Origin of the sequence: Youxingia wuxianensis (assembly GCF_014385085.1) — a bacterium.
Taxonomy (GTDB): Bacteria; Bacillota; Clostridia; order Oscillospirales; family Ruminococcaceae; genus Youxingia; species Youxingia wuxianensis.
In genome coordinates, this window is the sequence record NZ_JACRTD010000002.1 from 348,162 (window position 1) to 364,272 (window position 16,111).

At 45.1% G+C, this 16,111-nt stretch carries 15 protein-coding genes; 11 read left to right on the forward strand and 4 right to left on the reverse strand.

The annotated features are described in order from the left end of the window. Positions 1-18 precede the first annotated feature (18 nt). Positions 19-1,608: a peptide chain release factor 3 gene (locus H8705_RS03950; RefSeq protein WP_262394554.1), complete on the reverse strand. Its 1,590-nt coding sequence runs from the start codon at positions 1,606-1,608 to the stop codon at positions 19-21. A 280-nt stretch (positions 1,609-1,888) separates the two neighbouring features. After that, positions 1,889-3,079 carry a coenzyme F420-0:L-glutamate ligase gene (locus tag H8705_RS03955; RefSeq protein WP_262394555.1) on the reverse strand — a complete coding sequence of 397 codons (1,191 nt, stop codon included), beginning with the start codon at positions 3,077-3,079 and terminating at the stop codon, positions 1,889-1,891. A 223-nt stretch (positions 3,080-3,302) separates the two neighbouring features. On the opposite strand from H8705_RS03955, the gene H8705_RS03960 reads away from it, so the two are divergent. The 11 genes from H8705_RS03960 (at position 3,303) to rbr (ending at position 13,173) form a co-directional block, all read left to right on the forward strand. Beyond that, on the forward strand, positions 3,303-4,133 hold the full coding sequence (locus tag H8705_RS03960) for an L-ribulose-5-phosphate 3-epimerase (protein WP_392392066.1): 831 nt from the start codon (positions 3,303-3,305) through the stop codon (positions 4,131-4,133). 12 nt (positions 4,134-4,145) lie between these two features. Beyond that, on the forward strand, positions 4,146-4,712 hold the full coding sequence (locus tag H8705_RS03965) for an NUDIX hydrolase (RefSeq protein ID WP_262394557.1): 567 nt from the start codon (positions 4,146-4,148) through the stop codon (positions 4,710-4,712). A 345-nt stretch (positions 4,713-5,057) separates the two neighbouring features. Continuing rightward, a complete protein-coding gene (locus H8705_RS03970; RefSeq protein ID WP_262394558.1) occupies positions 5,058-6,281 on the forward strand; it encodes an ABC transporter substrate-binding protein in 1,224 nt (407 codons plus the stop codon). Between the two features lie 188 nt (positions 6,282-6,469). After that, complete coding sequence (locus H8705_RS03975) at positions 6,470-7,357, forward strand: branched-chain amino acid ABC transporter permease (protein ID WP_262394559.1); 888 nt, start codon at positions 6,470-6,472, stop codon at positions 7,355-7,357. A gap of 9 nt (positions 7,358-7,366) precedes the next feature. Next, on the forward strand, positions 7,367-8,422 hold the full coding sequence (locus H8705_RS03980; RefSeq protein WP_262394560.1) for a branched-chain amino acid ABC transporter permease: 1,056 nt from the start codon (positions 7,367-7,369) through the stop codon (positions 8,420-8,422). A gap of 1 nt (position 8,423) precedes the next feature. Further along, positions 8,424-9,191 (forward strand): ABC transporter ATP-binding protein, encoded by a 768-nt coding sequence (locus H8705_RS03985; RefSeq protein WP_262394604.1) that lies wholly within the window; start codon positions 8,424-8,426, stop codon positions 9,189-9,191. A 12-nt stretch (positions 9,192-9,203) separates the two neighbouring features. Further along, entirely contained in the window at positions 9,204-9,908 is a 705-nt protein-coding gene (locus H8705_RS03990; RefSeq protein ID WP_262394561.1) for an ABC transporter ATP-binding protein, read from the forward strand. 81 nt (positions 9,909-9,989) lie between these two features. Then, positions 9,990-10,469: a Cys-tRNA(Pro) deacylase gene (gene ybaK / locus H8705_RS03995; RefSeq protein ID WP_262394562.1), complete on the forward strand. Its 480-nt coding sequence runs from the start codon at positions 9,990-9,992 to the stop codon at positions 10,467-10,469. A gap of 12 nt (positions 10,470-10,481) precedes the next feature. Then, positions 10,482-12,074: a DUF1653 domain-containing protein gene (locus tag H8705_RS04000; RefSeq protein ID WP_262394563.1), complete on the forward strand. Its 1,593-nt coding sequence runs from the start codon at positions 10,482-10,484 to the stop codon at positions 12,072-12,074. A 146-nt stretch (positions 12,075-12,220) separates the two neighbouring features. Then, a complete protein-coding gene (locus tag H8705_RS04005; protein WP_262394564.1) occupies positions 12,221-12,601 on the forward strand; it encodes a Fur family transcriptional regulator in 381 nt (126 codons plus the stop codon). A 32-nt stretch (positions 12,602-12,633) separates the two neighbouring features. Next, positions 12,634-13,173, forward strand: coding sequence for a rubrerythrin (rbr, locus tag H8705_RS04010; protein ID WP_262394565.1), 540 nt, complete (start codon positions 12,634-12,636; stop codon positions 13,171-13,173). Positions 13,174-13,244: 71 nt separating this feature from the next. Here rbr and gatB read toward each other — a convergent pair whose 3' ends face one another. Continuing rightward, on the reverse strand, positions 13,245-14,660 hold the full coding sequence (gene gatB, locus H8705_RS04015) for an Asp-tRNA(Asn)/Glu-tRNA(Gln) amidotransferase subunit GatB (RefSeq protein WP_262394566.1): 1,416 nt from the start codon (positions 14,658-14,660) through the stop codon (positions 13,245-13,247). Continuing rightward, on the reverse strand, positions 14,657-16,111 hold the full coding sequence (gatA, locus tag H8705_RS04020; RefSeq protein WP_262394567.1) for an Asp-tRNA(Asn)/Glu-tRNA(Gln) amidotransferase subunit GatA: 1,455 nt from the start codon (positions 16,109-16,111) through the stop codon (positions 14,657-14,659). Before gatA ends, gatB begins: the two co-directional genes overlap by 4 nt.

A 16,111-nucleotide genomic window follows, 5' to 3' on the forward strand; every position in this document is an offset into this window, starting at 1 on the left:
CGTCAGGCTTTTTTTAATCTATTCTCTGCCAAATTCGGATAACACCAGGTCGGGATTTCGCTCCACCGCCCACTTAATATTCCAAATATCCGTAAACAGGAGAAGATAATTGCCTTTAAAATCCTGCACAATTTTCGTATCCGAGCTAAGGTTTAAAGACTTCAGGTCGATCTCCTTGTTTTCAATCCAGCGGATATACTGGAAGGGCAGGGATTCCATGCGAATTTCCACATTGTATTCGTTATTGAGCCGGTATTCCAGTACATCGAACTGCAAAGCGCCAACCACTCCAACAATCACTTCCTCCATGCCCTTGTTTGGCTCCTGGAACATCTGAATAGCGCCTTCCTGAGCGATCTGGGTGGTCCCTTTTACAAACTGTTTGCGCTTTAAAGTATCCTTTTGGCTGACCCGGGCAAAATGTTCGGGAGCAAAGGTAGGGATTCCCTCAAACTGGAATTTCTTGCCTGGAGCGCATAGGGTGTCTCCAATGGAGAAAATTCCAGGATCAAATACGCCAATAATATCGCCGGCATAAGCCTGATCAATAATCTCCCGGTCCTGAGCCATCAGCTGTTGAGGCTGGGAAAGCTTAATCTTTTTTCCGCCGCCCTGGATATGAGTTACTTCCATGCCTTTTTCAAATTTACCAGAACAGATCCGCATAAAAGCGATCCGGTCCCGGTGCGCTTTATTCATATTCGCTTGGATTTTAAACACAAAAGCGGAGAATGCTGGATCAAAAGGATCAATCTCCCCTTGGTCGCTGTGCCGGGGAAGAGGAGAGGTGGTCATCTTCAGAAAGTCCTCCAGGAAGGGCTCTACACCAAAATTGGTAAGGGCAGAGCCAAAAAACACCGGGGATAATTTTCCATGGCGCACTGCATCCATATCAAAATCATAGCTGGCGCCGTCCAGCAGCTCAATGTCATCCACCAGAATTTGCCGTTTATCCTTTCCGATAAGCTGTTCCAGCCGGTCGTCGTTAATATTCAGCTCTACCTTTTCCACTTCCCGCTGACCGCCGTTGGCGGTGAAAGAGATAATCTCCTTTTTATTACGGTCGTATACCCCTTTAAACTCACGGCCGCAGCCGATAGGCCAATTGACAGGATAGGTTTGAATCCCCAGTTCGTTTTCAATCTCTTCCATCAGCTCAAACGGATCCCGGGCCTCCCGGTCCATTTTATTAATAAAGGTAAATATTGGGATATCGCGCAGAAGACAAACTTTAAACAGTTTCCGGGTTTGGTTTTCCACGCCTTTGGAAGCGTCGATTACCATGACGGCGGAATCTGCCGCCATCAATGTGCGATAGGTGTCCTCCGAGAAGTCCTGATGTCCCGGAGTATCCAAAATATTAATACAAAAGCCCTCATAATTAAACTGCATTACGGAAGAGGTAACGGAAATACCTCTTTGCTTTTCGATCTCCATCCAATCGGAAACCGCGTGTTTGGCAGTTTTCTTTCCCTTTACAGAGCCCGCTAACGCGATTGCTCCTCCGTATAGCAGGAATTTTTCGGTCAAAGTAGTTTTACCGGCGTCCGGATGGGAAATAATCGCAAAAGTACGCCGCCGTTCAATTTCATGTTTTAAATCGGACAAAGTTAATTCCTCCACCACTGCTATGCTGCAAATTCAACCTTTAAATTTTACCATTTTCACTAAATATCTGCAACTATATTTTACCCATTGCATAAAAAATAATTTTAAGGCAGCATTCCCAAGGGTAGCCTCCCTGTAAAATCTGAAAAAATTTACCCGCCGACAGGAGTTTATAGAAGAAAAAAGCGTCCGGAGTTTCCGGACGCTTTTTATGATTTAAAGAGAAGCCTCTCCCCTAAGAGGGCAAAATCTGTGATATTCAAGGCCAGTCATTTCTATTCTAGTCCGCGTAATTGTCAAAATATCCTTGAATATAGATAATAGGAGTACCCTTGTCCCCGCTGCCGGAAGTTAAGTCGCACAAGCTCCCGATCAGATCGGTCAGGCGGCGCGGGGTGGTCCCCTGGGTTTCCATAGTACCTTTCAGATTAGCGCTTTTTTTATGGATATATTCTGTCATAGCGTTTTTCAGCTCATCTCCGCAGAGATCTTTAAACTGATTGTCCGCCAAATATTTTAGTTTTAGCTCGTTGGGCATACCTATCAAACCTTCTGTATAGCCCGGACTAACCACTGGGTCGGCAAGCTCCCAGATTTTTCCTACCGGATCTTTAAAAGCGCCGTCGCCGTATACCATGACCTCTACTGTTTTTCCGGTGCGTTCTTTCATCATTTTCTGTACTGTGTATACAAATTTGTCGCAGTCTCTTGGAAACAGTTTTATGGTAGTTTCAGTTGCCTTGTTGGAACCCAAAAGGCCGAAATCCGAATTATAGCCGCTGTTTTCTATGGGCGAGGTTAAAATTTCATCCAGGCCATACACCGTTTGCGCCCCAGCAGCCGTCAGTAAGCGCTTGGACCGCTGACGGGAATGAATATCACAACAAAGCACATGTTTGGTATATTTTAAAATCGTGGTGGCCTGATTGGCGAAAATAATTTCTACCTGTGCGCCTTCCTGCTGGATTAAGGAAGAATAGTATTCCACATAATCCACCCCAGTAAAGGGATGTTTATTTTCTCCAAACAGTTCCCGGTATTGCTTTTCTGTAAGTACGTCTTCCCAGGGATTGATGCCTTTTTCATCCAAAGCGTCAAGATCTACCAAGTGATTTCCCACCTCATCGCTGGGATAGCTTAACATGAGGACGATTTTTTTGGCCCCTCTAGCAATTCCCCGCAGACAGATGGCAAAACGGTTACGGCTTAAAATAGGGAAAATAACGCCAATGGTGTGATCCCCATATTTTGCTTTAATATCAGCGGCAATATCATCCGTAGAAGCATAATTTCCCTGAGCACGGGCAACGACTGCTTCTGTAACGCCGATAATATCCCGGTCGTTTATAGTGAAATTTCCATCGGCGGCCTCCAAAACAGAATTGACGACGATTTCCGCCAAATGATCGCCTTCGCGGATAATTGGGGCGCGGATACCTCTGGATACTGTACCGATTGCTCTTGATGCCATACAATTAAACCTCCATTAAACGGTACGACACAAACCGTTCAGATTGGGTATTTCCGAAGAAATACAATAAATAAATACAGACCATTCTTTATTATACAATAAAATTACACTTGATACAACTATTTGTAACTATAGGAATAAAAAGGAGGATAAATTTCAAGTATTTGGTGACAACTGGCCAAATTTCCGCTATAATGAATTTTATTAGCAACCTGGAGGAGAAATAATGGGATATCTATTGGGCGTCTATGAAAAATCTATGCCAGGAACGTTTACCTTAAAAGAGAAGCTTGCCTGTGCTAAAGCGGCGGGATTTGATTATATGGAGATCAGCATTGATGAAACAGACGAAAAATTAAGCCGCTTAGACTGGGATAATGCTGTCCGGCGGGAGCTGGTCGACGCCATGTGGGAGATAGGATTGCCCATTAAGTCGATGTGTCTGAGCGGACATCGCAAATATCCTTTGGGAAGTTTGGAACAGGATACCGCCCGGCGTTCCCTGGAAATTATGGAGAAAGCGGTGGTTCTTGCAGGTGAACTTGGAGTGAGGGTGATCCAACTGGCGGGATACGACGAATATTACCGTCCGTCTACCGAGAAAACCCGAGAAAACTTTGAGGTTAATCTGAGAAAGTCTGTAGAGATCGCCGCCAAACACGGGGTAATTTTGGCGTTTGAAACGATGGAAACAGAGTTTATGGATACGGTGGGTAAAGCGGAATATTATGTGGAAAAGATAAACTCCCCTTATTTAAAAATTTATCCCGATGTGGGGAATGTAACAAACGCTATGGTAAAATACCATCAGGAGATATTGACAGATTTTGAAAAGGGCAGGGGGAATATCGTTGCCGCCCATTTAAAGGCAACCCGTCCAGGCGTTTACCGGGACATGCTGTTTGGAGAAGGCCATGTGGATTTTCCGCTTATTGCTGGCTGGCTGCGGGAGAACGGCGTGGGGATGTATGTAGCAGAATTTTGGTATAAGCAGGGGCAGGAGCCCCTGGAGTATCTCAAACAGGCCAATGCATTTCTGCGGCAGTATTTATAATGCGGTGAATATATGATAGAATTAAAATTGTGTATAGAAGAGTATCTTCCTTGCTGCGAGCAGGAAGAAAAGGACCGGCTGCAAATGCTTTGGCTGTTAAATGAATATCCGGATACCATTTTTACCCGGGAAAATACGCTGTTTCATTTTGTGGCTTCCGGCTTTATTTTGAATGAGGCACGAAACAAAACGCTTATGGTTTATCACAACCTCTACCAGAGCTGGTCCTGGACCGGCGGTCATGCAGACGGCGAGAAAGATCTTTTGCGCGTAGCGATGCGGGAAGCCAGGGAAGAAACCGGACTGAAATATGTGGCTCCACTGAGCGAAAAAATTGCCTCGCTGGACATATTGGCGGTACAGGGGCACAGGAAAAGAGAAAGCTATGTGGGGGCCCATTTGCACCTTTCGGCAGGATTTGTATTAGCTGCGAGGGAAGATGCCCCCATTTTTATCCACCCGCAGGAAAACAGCGGCGTACAGTGGATACCGCTAAAGGATTTGGAGAAAATGGTCCGGGAGAAATGGATGCTGCCAGTATATAAAAAATTGATACAAAGGGTCGAAAAAATAATATAAAAGTTAAACAAAAATATACGTCACTTCTTGATAAATTAGAATTATTGTAAGAAAAATGAACAAAATTATTGAATAAAATTAGCCAATATGTTGAGATAATAAAAATAAATTCCAAAATTTTATGAATAATTCTAAAACTAGATGGGTTTCTTAAGGCAGGATTGGCGAAAAAATCAATGGATTTTACTCGAAATTTGCAATATACTTTTTGGTACGGGATAATGTTGATTTAAAGTGATACAGTCAAAAATTGGGAGATTGGGAAAGACTGTACGATTTTCTTAAAGTATTATTCCGTACATTGGTTGCAATGTGTAGCCTGTAATTCAAGGAGGAGAAAATAAAATGAAAAAAATCTTGGCTTTAGTATTAGCGACATTGATGATCGCTACTGTTTTCACCGCTTGCGGCGATACAGCGGCTCCGGACGCGGCGGGCGATGCTCCAGCTTCTGAGACTGGCGACGCGCCTGCGGAAGATGAAGCCCCTGCGGATAGCGAACAACCCGCGGCGGAAGGCGATACCATTAAAATTGGCGTTCTTGCCCCGCTTACCGGAGAAGTTTCCGTTTACGGTATCGCTACTTCCAACGGAATTAAAATGGGTGTTGACGAGATCAACGAAAAAGGCGGCATCCTGGGCAAGCAGATTGAATTGATTACTATGGATGAAAAAGGCGATCCTACAGAAGCGGTAAACGCTTATAACAGCTTGGTTGACCAGGGTATAGTAGCGTTGATTGGCGATGTTACGTCTAAACCTTGTCTGGCTGTCGCAGAAGTTGCGTTAGAAGACAATATGCCTATGTTGACTGCTACTGGTACTGCGGAAGACATCACTAAAGTTGGTCCTAATGTGTTCAGAACCTGCTTCATGGATCCGTTCCAGGGCAAAATTATGGCTACTTTCGCGGCTGACAATCTCAAGGCAAAAAAAGTTGCGGTTATGTTCGACAACGGCTCCGACTACTCCAAAGGCTTAGCTGACAGCTTTAAAGCGCAGGCGGAAGAAAAAGGTATGGAAGTTACCGCGTTTGAAGGCTATGCCACTGCAGATATTGACTTCACTACCTTATTGAATAAAATTATCGCTACCTCTCCAGATGCGATCTTCGTACCGGATTACTATGGCGATGTTTCTTTGGTCTTAGATCAGGCTCGTACCGCCGGCTATACTGGCGCTATGCTGGGCGGCGACGGCTGGGACGGTGTTCTTACTACCCTGCCGGAAGACAAGCTTTCCGCTGCGAACAACGGTTATTTCTCTAACCACTATTCTGCAGCTGATACAGTAGCAGCGGACTTCCTGAGCAAATATCAGGAACTGTTCGGACTGGAAGGCAATGCTTTTGCTGCGTTGGGTTATGACTCTGCTTATATTATGGCGCAGGCCATTGAAGCTGCTGGTTCTACCGACAGCCAGGCGATTATTGACGCTCTTGCGGCGGTTGAATTTGACGGCGTTACCGGACATATCACCTTCGATGAAAACGGCGACCCGATCAAGAGTGTTGCGGTTACCAAATTTGTAGACGGCAAAGCGGAACTGGACAGCAAAATTACAGCTTAATCTCCCCGTCTCAGTTCGATAGAACATTCGTATTGGGGCAGAGCGTATATCGCTCTGCCCTTTTAGGGATTTTTCAGGGCGTGGAAAAATTATTGCGGCAAAAGGGGTCAGGGATATAGTAAGTATCAACCAGGCAGAAGCTGATAGTTAATATATCCTTCTTTTGTGCAAAGAAAGGCTAGGAAAACATGGAATTATTTATTAAACAGGTAATTACTGGTATCCAAGTTGGCAGCGTTTACGCGCTGGTTGCGTTAGGCTACACAATGGTATACGGAATCGTAAAACTCATTAACTTCGCCCATGGTGATTTTATCATGGTAGGAGGTTATATGGCTGTCTTTTCGATACCGCTATTAATGAATGCCGGACTTCCTGCGTGGCTATGTATCCTGGCGGCGGTGGCCGTTTGTACTATTATCGGTATCGCCACCGAAAAGATCGCCTATAAGCCTTTGCGCGGGGCCCCCAGCCTTTCTGTTTTGATTACGGCCATCGCTATGAGCTTGTTTTTAGAAAATTTGGCCCTGATTTTATTTAGTTCTTCTCCCCGCCCGGTAAACAATATTTTTAATATGCCGCCGGTTACTATTGGAAATATTCAGTTTTCTGGCGTGACGGTAATTACCATTGTATTTTCTGTGATAATTATGATAGGGCTTCAAATATTTATCAAAAGTACCCGTATGGGCAAGGCTATGCGGGCTGTCTCCGAAGACGGACAGGCAGCAATTTTGATGGGAATTAGCACCAATCGGACAATTTCCTTAACTTTTGCTATTGGCTCCGGTCTTGCAGGTGTGGCGGCAGTAATGTATTGTTCCGCTTATCCTCAGGTGCAGCCTTATATGGGATCCATGTTGGGGCTTAAAGCGTTTATTGCTGCAGTATTGGGTGGTATCGGCAATATTCCAGGGGCTATGCTGGGCGGTATTATCATCGGCCTTGTGGAAAGTATGACCAAGGGGTATATTTCTACTCAGCTGGCGGATGCGGTAGTATTTGGAATTTTGATTTTAGTTTTGCTGGTGAAACCTACTGGTATCCTTGGCAAGAACGTGGGCGAGAAAGTGTAGGGGATAATATTGAAAAATAAAAAAGAAATAATCAAGTCTTATCTCATCAACTTTATCGCTATCGCGTTGATGTTTGTTATTTTGATGATAGCGACGGACGCCGGTCTGATTAATCGTTATGTCCGGGGTATTTTGATGACAATTTTTATTAATATTATTCTTGCGATCTCCTTGAACCTGACCACTGGCTTTTTGGGGCAGATCGCTTTGGGGCATGCTGGGTTTATGTCCATCGGAGCTTATTCTGCCGCTCTGTTTGTAAAATATGCCCAGGATACCATGGGAATTACTCTTCTGCAGGAAAACGGTCTCACTTCTGCAGGGTTAGGATTTTTTCTGCTGTCGCTGCTTATCGGCGGAGGTATCGCCGCTGTATTCGGTTTGATTGTAGGCATTCCGGCCCTTCGGCTGAAGGGGGACTATCTGGCGATTATTACCTTAGGATTTGGAGAAATTATTCGCTCCCTGATTGAATACTTTCCATTTACCGGCGGAGCTCAAGGGCTGAAAAAGATCCCCAAATTGGCGTCTTCGTTAAATGTAGTCTATATTATTATGATTGTATGCGTGGTGATTATGTTTGCGTTTGTTCGTTCCCGTCACGGGCGGGCGATCACCGCGATCCGGGAGGACGATATCGCTTCGGAAGCTTCTGGTATTCCCAATACCCATTATAAGGTAATGGCATTCACTATCGCCGCGTTTTTCGCAGGAGTTGCAGGGGGGATTTATGCGCAGTATCTGGGCGTATTAGGCGCCTCCAGCTTTGGTTTTATGAAATCCATTGATATCCTGGTAATGGTGGTTTTGGGCGGTATGGGTTCCTTAACCGGCTCTATTCTTTCGGCTGTCGGACTTACTGCCCTTCCGGAAATGCTGCGGTCGTTTTCTGATTACCGTATGTTGATCTATTCGGTAGTGCTGATTATCGTAATGATCTTTAAACCTTCCGGACTTCTTGGCACCTATGAATTTTCCCTTACCCGGCTGATTGATAGAATTGTTCATCCGGGGAAACATAAAAAGGCCTCAACCATGAAGAAAGAAGGTGCCGAAATTGAGTAATATTGATACCACGCCTGTTTTAAAAACAGAACATCTCGGCATTACTTTCGGGGGACTGAAAGCGGTAGAGGATTTTAATATTTCCATTGCTCCCAATGAGCTGGTTGGCCTGATTGGACCTAACGGTGCGGGAAAGACCACTGTTTTTAATCTTCTTACCGGCGTTTATCAGCCTACGGAAGGCCGTATAGAGCTGGATGGCCAAGAGATGAAGGATAAAAAACCCCATCAGATGGCTAAAGCGGGAATTGCCCGGACTTTTCAGAATATTCGGTTATTTAAGAATCTGACAGTACTGGGAAATGTAAAAGTGGCGTTTAATCAGAATATGAAGTATGGTATTTTCCAGGCAATACTTCGCACCGGCGGCTACTGGAGGGAAGAAGAGGAAATTGACCAAAAGGCGCGGGAACTGTTGTCGGTTTTCAATATGCAGGATGCGGCAGATAAGATTGCCTGTAATCTTCCTTATGGTCAGCAAAGAAAACTGGAGATTGCCCGGGCGTTAGCTACGAATCCGAAGATTTTGCTTTTAGATGAGCCGGCGGCGGGAATGAATCCCACGGAAACGGCAGAACTGATGGAAGCCATTCGTATTATCCGGGATAAGTTTAATATCGCTATTTTGCTGATCGAACATGATATGAGCCTGGTTATGAGCATCTGTGAGCGAATCGTGGTAATCGATTATGGCATGATTATCGCGAAAGGCACTCCAAAAGAGGTAGCAAATAATCCGAAGGTTATAGGAGCATATCTTGGAGAATAGGAGGGCAGACCGATGCTGAAGGTAACTAATTTAAATGTGTCCTATGGAGCGATCCATGCGATTCATAATGTCAGCTTAGAGGTGCATCAGGGAGAAATTGTATCTCTGATTGGCGCCAATGGCGCAGGAAAAACGACGATCCTTCACACCATCACCGGACTGAAAAAGGCTACATCCGGAGAGGTGTTTTTGGAAGGGACAAACCTGCTTACTACTGATCCGGCGAAGATTGTCACCCTTGGGATGGCTCATGTACCGGAAGGACGACGGATTTTTTCTCAAATGACAGTAAAAGAAAACTTGGAAATAGGGGCGTTTATCCGTGGGGATAACGAGCAGATTGCTCAGGATATTGAGCAAGTATACTCCCATTTTCCGCGGCTGAAAGAGCGGTATAAACAAGCGGCGGGAACCCTCTCTGGTGGCGAGCAGCAGATGCTGGCTATTGGCCGGGCCATGATGTCCAAGCCCCAAATTATGCTGATGGATGAGCCGTCTATGGGGCTTTCTCCTCTGCTGGTAAAAGAAATTTTTCATATTATTCAGGAACTTAACCACAACGGCATGACTATCCTGCTAGTGGAGCAGAACGCAAAAATGGCTCTTTCTATCGCTAACCGGGCGTATGTGCTGGAAACCGGTAATGTGGTAATGGAAGGAAACGCCCAGGATATGTTGGCGGATGACAAAGTGAAAAAAGCGTATTTGGGACTTTAAAGAAAAAATAGGGGAGATGTGCGTGGCACGTCTCCTTTGTTTGTTATTGTCTCATGGAAAGAATAAAGGGAGTGAGGATAAATGACGCAGGTAAAAACAAATGCTATGCGGATGTTGGAAAAAGAAAAAATTTCCTATGAAGTTTATTATTATGATGCCGGAGATGGAAAAATTGACGGCATTAGTGCAGCGAAAAAAATCGGGAAAGATATCACACGGGTATATAAAACGCTGGTTACCCGGGGGAACAGCGGGGAATTTTATGTTTTTGTCATCCCGGTGGCCAAAGAGTTGAATTTAAAAAAAGCGGCAAAAGCGGTAGGGGAAAAATCCGTAGAGATGCTCCATGTCAACGAGATTAACAAAATTACCGGATATATCCGGGGCGGATGTTCCCCGGTAGGAATGAAAAAACTGTTTGCTACTGTGTTTTCTCAGGATGCACAGGAGTTAGAGAAAATAATTGTCAGCGGGGGGAAAATTGGATGCCAGATAGAGCTGGCGCCCAACGATTTATTGACAGCGGTACAGGGAAGATATGCACAAATTACGTTGGAGTAAAAGGAGATTATTATGAGCGATTGGGTAAAAGAGACGATTTTTTATCATATTTACCCGCTGGGATTTTGTGGCGCGCCGCAGGAAAATAGTCAGGGGGATACGATATGTCGGATCGATAAGGTGTTAAGCTGGCTTCCCCATTTAAAAAATCTGGGAGTGAACGCGATCTATTTCGGGCCGGTATTTGAATCGGTAGAACATGGCTACGATACCGTCGACTATTATAAAATCGACCGTCGGCTTGGAACAAATGAAGATTTTAAGCGCGTATGCGACGTTCTCCATGAAAACGGTATCCGTATTGTACTGGATGGGGTATTTAATCATGTAGGCCGAAAATTTTGGGCTTTTGAAGAAGTACGTAAATACGGACAGAGCTCGCCTTATTGCGATTGGTTTGCCAATTTGAACTTTGGAAGCGGGAACCCTATGGGGGACCCTTTCTGGTACGAAAGCTGGCAAGGGCATTTTAATCTGGTGAAGTTAAATCTAAAAAACTCCCAAGTGGTAGAACATTTGCTGGGGGCGGTAGGTGCTTGGATAGAAGAGTTCAAAATCGACGGCTTGCGTCTGGATGCGGCGGATTGTGTAGATCCGGAATTTTTTAAATGTTTGCGCACGTTTGCCAAAGGTAAAAAAGATGATTTTTGGCTGATGGGAGAAGTGATCCATGGGGACTACAACCAATGGGCCAATCCAGAGATGCTGGATTCCGTCACCAACTACGAATGTGCTAAAGGGCTGTATTCCTCTCACAACGATTACAATTATTTTGAGATTGCCTATTCTTTGAACCGGCAGTTTGGCAGCGGCGGAATATACCGTAATATTTATACCTATAATTTTGTGGATAACCATGATGTCAACCGGCTTGCAAGTATGTTAAAAACCCCGGAGCATATTTATAACACTTACACACTGCTTTATACTATTCCGGGAGTTCCTTCCCTTTATTACGGAAGTGAGTGGGGGATTAAGGGGGTAAAACAAGGCGGGTCGGACGCCCCTCTGCGGCCTTGCCTGGAGTTAGGTGGCATCCCGGACGCCAATTACCGTCTGCTGGAGCATCTGTCCCGGCTGGGAGAAATTCGCCGGGATTATCCCGCCTTGAAATATGGGGAATATGAGCAGATACTGGTTAAGAACCGCCAGCTGGTATTTAAGCGGTATGACGGCACTCAGACAGTATATGTGGCTCTTAATTTAGACAATGGAGAAGAGCGGGTAGAGTTTAAAGTGACGGGGGAAGAAAAACTATATGATACTCTTCATCCGGAGGATGTGTTTGCTCCAAACAATGGGCTAATCAGTATGGCCATCCCCGGCTATAGCGCCAGAATATTGGTGCAGGCAACGGCGCCAAAAGCGCAGAAAAGTGTACAACCAGAAAAGAGGGAGCTGCGTCTGGGGAGATACCGCCATTTTAAGGGAAAAGAATATGAGGTGCTGGGGATTGCCCGGCACAGCGAAACCTTAGAAGAATTGGTGGTATACAGGCAGCTTTACGGAGAAAAAGAGCTATGGATACGGCCGGTAGAAATGTTTTTGGAAGATGTGGAGTTTGAGGGCAAAAGGACGCCCAGATTTTTATATTTAGGGCAGTGAAGAAAACCAGGATAAATTTTATCCTGGTTTTTTTATTTTTGCTCTTGACATTCTCAGAAGGAAGTGATAATATATTTACAGAAATAATAATAGTAACAATTACTATTATTTAAATCAAATCCACCAGTAAGGATTAGTGATGCGTTTTGAAATACTCTAAACAGCGCGAGATGATCCAGGACACGGTGATGGCACATCCGATACATCCAACGGCCGACGATGTTTACAGCCTGGTTCGGGCCAAAAATCCGACGATTAGCCTGGGGACCGTTTACCGCAATCTCAATCTGTTGGCGGAAAATGGTATTCTCACAAAATTGACAATGCCGGGAGGAAGCGACCGGTTTGATGGCAGACTCGATGAACATTATCATATGCTGTGTACTCACTGCGGGAAGGTATATGATGTAGAGCTTGATATTTTCCGTGATTTTGACAGGCAGATCAGGGCGAAAACGGGATTTTGTGTAAGCCGCCATCAGCTTCTGATTGAAGGAATTTGTAAAGAATGCAGTAAAGAAAAATAATTTTATTAAATAAAAGAAAGAGGTAGATATCTATGAAAAGTTTAAAAGGGACCAAAACAGAAGCCAACTTAATGACCGCATTTGCTGGGGAATCCCAGGCAAGAAACAAATATACCTTCTACGCTTCCAAAGCGAAAAAAGAAGGTTATGTCCAGATTTCCAATCTGTTCCTGGAAACTGCTGCTAATGAAAAAGAGCATGCAGAACTTTGGTTTAAACTTCTCCATGACGGCATGCCTGATACTGCTGCGAATCTGAAGGACGCTGCAGAAGGCGAAAATTACGAATGGACCGATATGTATGCTGGATTCGCGAAAGAAGCGAAAGAAGAAGGCTTTGATAAAATTGCTTTCCTGTTTGAAGAAGTAGCGAAAATTGAAAAAGAACACGAAGAAAGATACCGCAAACTTCTGGCCAATGTAGAAGGCGGTTTGGTATTCTCCAGAGACGGCGACATGATCTGGCAGTGTTCCAACTGCGGACATATTGTCATCGGTAAAAATGCTCCGCAAGTCTGCCCGGTCTGCGAACATCCTCAGGCATACTTCCAGTTGCTTGCCAGAAACTACTAATTTTCATAGTTTTCTTTTTAAAAAGCCCCCGGTCGGCATCCGTCGACCGGGGGTTTTTTCAAGGTAATACTTTAATTTTTCATCAGTTTTATTAAAACTTCCTGGGCAGCCGCGGCGTCCGCTCGGCCTTTGGTAGCTTTCATCACGCCTCCTACCAAGGATTTTACCGCTTTCTCTTTACCGGAAAGATAGTCAGACACCGCCGCTGGATTTTCATCGATTATCTTCTGGCAAACCTCCTGCAGAGCGCTTTCCTCCAACCCGGCAAGGTCTTCCTCGGAAATCAATTCCTCTGCTTTTCCGCCTGTATCCAACATGGAGTCTAAAACGGTTTTGGCCAGGTTCATTCTTATTTTTCCACTGTCCAGAAGCATCAACAGCTCATGAAAGTTTTCTGGGGAAACTTTAATATCAAAGTTTTCCTTGTCGCTGTCCGAAGGCAGGCGAGAGAAAATCTGGCCTAGGATCAAGTTAACGGCAAACTTGGGATTGGCAATACCGTCTACCGCCCGATCAAAAAATTGCGCCACTCTGCGGTATTTCGTAAGCAAGACCGCGTCTTTGGGAGAAAGGGCATACACTTCTATATACCGGGAAAGCTTTGCGTCGGGCAGTTCCGGTAAGAGACCCTCCAGGCGCGACACCTCCTGCTGGCTGGTGATGATTGTCACCAGATCCGGCTCCCGAAAATACCGGTAGTCATGGGCGTCCTCTTTGCTTCGCATACTTTCGGTTATCCCTTGGGATTCATCGAAGCGGCGAGTTTCCTGAATTATTTTTTCACCATTTTCCACCAGATCTACCTGCCGCTCAAACTCATACCTGATGGCCTTTTCCATAAAGGTAAAAGAGTTCATGTTTTTAATTTCTGTACGGGTACCCAAAGTTTCGCTTCCTTGGGGACGCACAGAAATATTCACATCACATCGCAAAGAACCTTCCTGCATTTTACAATCGGAGATTCCAATGTATTTCATGATCAGTTGAAGCTTTTCCACATATTCCCGGACTTCGTCTACACTGCGTATATCCGGCTCGGTAACGATTTCAATCAGCGGGACTCCCGCCCGGTTATAATCCACATAAGTGTCTCCCCGCTCATGGACCAACTTACCTGCGTCTTCTTCAATGTGGATACGAGTAATGCGTATGGTTCTGCCGTTGGAAAGGGTGATATATCCCCCATAGCACAGAGGTTTGTCGTATTGAGAAACCTGATACGCTTTAGAAAGATCAGGATAGACATAATTTTTTCGGTCCATTTTTGAAATAGAGTTGATTTTGCAGTTGGTGGCGAGTCCCGCTAAAATGGCATAATCCACCGCGGTTTTGTTCAGTTTGGGCAAGGTGCCTGGCAGACCGATGCAAATAGGACAGCAGTGGGTATTGGGTTCACTGCCGAACTGTGTGGTACAGCCGCAGAAAATTTTTGTTTTAGTGGAAAGCTCCACATGGGTTTCCAGACCGGCAACCATTTCATATTTCATAACCGCACCCCCATCGGAACCTGTTTTAAAGTTTCTGTTTTGGTTTCCTGCTCAAAGCAGTAGGCGGCGTTTAAAATAGTTTCTTCGCAGAAGGTATCTCCAATTAACTGCATACCAATAGGCAACCCACTGCCGTCAAATCCGCAGGGAATGGAAATCGCAGGCAGGCCGGCGATATTTACCGGTACGGTGCAGATATCGGTTAGATAGGTTTCCACTTGATCCTGAGAAGAAAAGCCTTCCTTAAAAGCGGTCATAGGGACAGTTGGGGATAAAATAACGTCGCATTGTGCAAAAGCATTTTTAAATGCCTGAATGATAGAACCCCGCAGGTTTTGTGCTTTTTTATAATAAGCATCGTAATACCCGGAACTAAGCACATAGTTCCCCAGCAAAATCCTGCGTTTCACTTCCGCACCAAACCCTTCGCTTCTAGTTTTACAGATCATTTCATGAATCCCATTATAGTGTTGGGTTTTATATCCGTACCGGATGCCGTCATACCGTCCCAGATTGGAGGAGGCTTCCGCGCAGGCGAGGATATAATATACAGGCAGAGCGTATTTCAGCACAGGCAGATCGAAATAGACCATTTGGACGCCTAAACTTTCATATACTTTAAGCGCTTGCTGCAAAGCAAAGGATACCTCTTTTCGCACACCGTCAAAGTATTCCCGGGGAACCCCTATTTTTTTACCTTTCAGGCTCTGGCCCAGATTGCCGGATACAGGCGCTTTTTTTCCTTGAGAGGTGCTGTCCATAGGATCATATTGGGCGATAGCGTCATAGACCAGCGCTGCGTCTTCTACACAGGAGGCGATTGGCCCGATTTGATCCAAGCTGGATGCGTAGGCAATCAATCCGTAACGGGATACTGTACCATAGGTAGGTTTCATTCCTACGATGCCGCAGAAACTGGCCGGCTGGCGGATAGAACCGCCGGTATCCGAACCAAGCCCGTACACCGCTAGATTGCCGGCAACCGCAGCGGCGGCTCCTCCGGAACTGCCGCCGGCTACATGAGAGATATTGTGTGGATTTTTTGCTCCGCCAAAACAGGAAGTTTCACAGGAAGACCCCATTGCAAATTCATCCATATTGGTTTTTCCAAGAAGTACAGCATTTTGCTTTTGAAGGATCTGCCAAACGGTAGCGTCATAGATGGGGATATACCCCTTTAAAATATTGGAACAACAGGTGGTTTCAATATCTTTCGTGGAAATATTGTCTTTGAGAGTCATGGGAATGCCCTCTAAAGGAAGAAGCTCCTCGCCTCTGGCAAGCTTTTCATCCACCTTTTTGGCGGCGGACAGAGCAGTTTCGGGAGTTGCTTTTATATAAGCGTTAATATGGCTGTTTTCTCTTTGTACCGCGTCCAAATATGCCTGGGTCAGCTCTTTGCAGGAAAACTCTTTAGATAAGAGCATGGAATGTAATTTTTTTATACTCAT

What these genes read in the sequence shown, in the direction of transcription:
- H8705_RS03975 (WP_262394559.1), top strand. Translation starts at nt 6,470, where the DNA reads ATGGAATTATTTATTAAACAGGTAATTACTGGTATCCAAGTTGGCAGC.
- H8705_RS04000 (WP_262394563.1), top strand. Translation starts at nt 10,482, where the DNA reads ATGAGCGATTGGGTAAAAGAGACGATTTTTTATCATATTTACCCGCTG.
- gatA (WP_262394567.1), bottom strand. Translation starts at nt 16,111, where the DNA reads ATGAGTATAAAAAAATTACATTCCATGCTCTTATCTAAAGAGTTTTCC.
- gatB (WP_262394566.1), bottom strand. Translation starts at nt 14,660, where the DNA reads ATGAAATATGAAATGGTTGCCGGTCTGGAAACCCATGTGGAGCTTTCC.
- H8705_RS03965 (WP_262394557.1), top strand. Translation starts at nt 4,146, where the DNA reads ATGATAGAATTAAAATTGTGTATAGAAGAGTATCTTCCTTGCTGCGAG.
- H8705_RS03970 (WP_262394558.1), top strand. Translation starts at nt 5,058, where the DNA reads ATGAAAAAAATCTTGGCTTTAGTATTAGCGACATTGATGATCGCTACT.
- ybaK (WP_262394562.1), top strand. Translation starts at nt 9,990, where the DNA reads ATGACGCAGGTAAAAACAAATGCTATGCGGATGTTGGAAAAAGAAAAA.
- rbr (WP_262394565.1), top strand. Translation starts at nt 12,634, where the DNA reads ATGAAAAGTTTAAAAGGGACCAAAACAGAAGCCAACTTAATGACCGCA.
- H8705_RS03990 (WP_262394561.1), top strand. Translation starts at nt 9,204, where the DNA reads ATGCTGAAGGTAACTAATTTAAATGTGTCCTATGGAGCGATCCATGCG.
- H8705_RS03955 (WP_262394555.1), bottom strand. Translation starts at nt 3,079, where the DNA reads ATGGCATCAAGAGCAATCGGTACAGTATCCAGAGGTATCCGCGCCCCA.